At 70.4% G+C, this 2,348-nt stretch carries 1 protein-coding gene; it reads right to left on the bottom strand.

Features of this window, described 5'->3' with window-relative positions; translation table 11 throughout:
* Positions 1-258 precede the first annotated feature (258 nt).
* Positions 259-1,953, bottom strand: coding sequence for an IS1634 family transposase (locus VF468_08775; GenBank protein HEX5878400.1), 1,695 nt, complete (start codon positions 1,951-1,953; stop codon positions 259-261).
* Positions 1,954-2,348: the final 395 nt, after the last annotated feature.

Below are 2,348 nucleotides of genomic sequence, written 5' to 3'. Positions count from 1 at the left end.
CGTCGACGTGCTGGACCGCCGGCGCGGGACAACCGCCGGCACCGGCGCAACGACAGCGGACCCTCCTGCTCGCCGGACCCGAGGGTGCGGGCGCCACGGGCGTCGAGACCCTCGAACAGTCTCCTGACCGCCCAAAATGTTTCCTCGCTCGTCCCCCTGCCCGTGGCGCCTAGCCCGAGTTTCCAATGATCTTGAGGCTTCGGCCCTGTTTCCGCAGGCCCAGCAGTTTTCGATCTTCAGTTTGGTGTATTACCCATGTCAGCGGTGGGGGGTGTATCGGCCGAGGTCGAACAGCTTGTAGAGGCGCTGCTGGGTGGAGGTCATCCTGGTGATCGTGTGCCGGGCCCGGGGCCGGCCGCGTTCGCCCTGGTAGAGCAGGACGGTCTCGCCGATGCCGTCGAGCTCGGCCAGCAGCGCGGGCACTGATAGGGGCAGGCCGGCGCGGGCGGCTTCGCGGCGCATCAGGTGGGCGATGGCCAGGGCGAGCACGCAGGTGAACAGGTGCACCCGGATCTTGTGGTCGGTGAAGTGGCGGATCGGGGCGAAGGACACCACGTGCGGGTCTTTGGCCTGGCGGAACCCGGCCTCGAGGTGTTCCTGGGACCGGTAGGCGTCGATGACCTGGGCTTGGGGCCACTGGTCGTGGTCGGTGACCAGGATGCGTTTGCCGAAAATCTCCTCTTCCAACCGGGCCTGGGCGGTGGGGTCGATCCGCCAGGTCAGGCGCAGTGTGGCGGGGGTGTCCCCGGTCAGCTCGGTGGTGATCACTCGGGCCACCCAGCGGGGCGCGCAGATGGTGTCGATCTCGGCCTGCACCTTGGGTCGGGGTCGGCGGGTGCGGCCGCGGGCGAGCCGGGCGGCCAGCTCGGTCAGCGCGGTGGTGGCCTTGCGCAGGGTCTGGGCGAACCCGGCCTGCTGGGCGGTGTGCAGGCTCGGGGAGTGGGTCAGGATCACCCGCCGTTGCTGGCCCAGCACCGGCGCGGTGGTCTCGAACGCGGTCAGGTTCTCCTCGGCGTAGGCCGGCACGATATGGCGGTCGGCGGCCGGGCGGGCCAGCAGGCCGGGATGGTCGCTGGGGGGCACCGACCCGACGAAGTGCAGGCCCAGCTCGGCCAGCCGGGTGAAGTTGGGCAGCGAGTTCTGACCGGCGTCGAAAGTGAGCGTGGCCGCACCCGGCCCGCCCAGCGTCGCGGTGTAGCGCTGCGCCAGCTCCTCGATCATGGGCTGGAACTGGGTGACGTCGACCTGGTTGCCCGGGTAGGCGCGAGACAGCAACGGAACACCGCCGTCGCGGGTGGCGACCAGCCCGAGACCGACGATGCGCAGGTCGTAGCGCTTCTGCTTGGCCTTGCCACGCTGCGCGATCGGGGCCCGCTGGTTGCCCGAGTCGATGAACGTGGCGAAGTTGGTCATGTCCAGGATCAACGCGTGGGTGTCCAGCCCGAACACTTCGATCATCCGCCGGGTCAGCGCCGCCTCGATCTGTTCCAGCTGTCCCACCGTGACCGCGTCCATGGCATCCCAGAACCGGCGATGATCCAGCGCCCCGACCGGGATCCGGGTGATCCGGCCCATCGCGGTCCTGGCCCACCAGTCGGCGAAGGCCCGTTTGGATCGAGGCTCGCAGACCCGGTTCAACGCGGCCAACCCCAAGTAGGTGCCGACCGACACCCCACCGCGCACCGGCGCGGCACCCACCACCGAGTCGATCACCGTGATCGCGTCCAGCCGGGCCAGCATCCCCCACACCGCCGCGACGTCGCCGAAGCGGCGGTGCTCGGTGTCGGGCACGCTCGGGTCCTCGCCCGAGCCCGTGGTCAACCGGGCGATCACCTCGTCCTCGGCGCCCAGGTACACCTGCTCCACGATCCGCGGCCGGCCCTCCACCCGGGCCGAGGTCGCCGCGTACAGGTAGGTCCTCCCTCCGCGGTGCTTCTTGATGATCGATGACACAATTGTGGGTAATACACCCTCCCGGGGCGCCGGTCGACCCGCCACGCCAGACAAGCTCCAGCTCAGGGCCACCCGTGCGGGAGTCCCGCCATCGTGATCAAGGCCGCACAGTCATGATCGTTGGAAACTCGGGCTAGGGTGGACGCCAGACGATCCACGCTCCCGACCGTCGCTGGATGGTGCGGGTTTTCCGCGCCGCTGGGTAGCCCCGCTCAGCCGTTGCCGCGGCCGGGAGCGGACGGACCCCGGCAGGAAGAGGAGGTGCGCGTGCTCGCGCTCGTCGTCGCCCACCTCGCGCTGGCCGGCCTCCTCCCGCTCGTGTCGGCACGCAGCCGACGCGGCGCGTTCGCCCTCGCCGCCCTGCTCCCGACCGCAGCGCTCGTCTGGGCGCTGGC

This window comes from Actinomycetota bacterium, from assembly GCA_036280995.1.
Classification (GTDB): Bacteria; Actinomycetota; CALGFH01; order CALGFH01; family CALGFH01; genus CALGFH01.
This window is presented reverse-complemented; position numbering and strand designations above follow the sequence as displayed.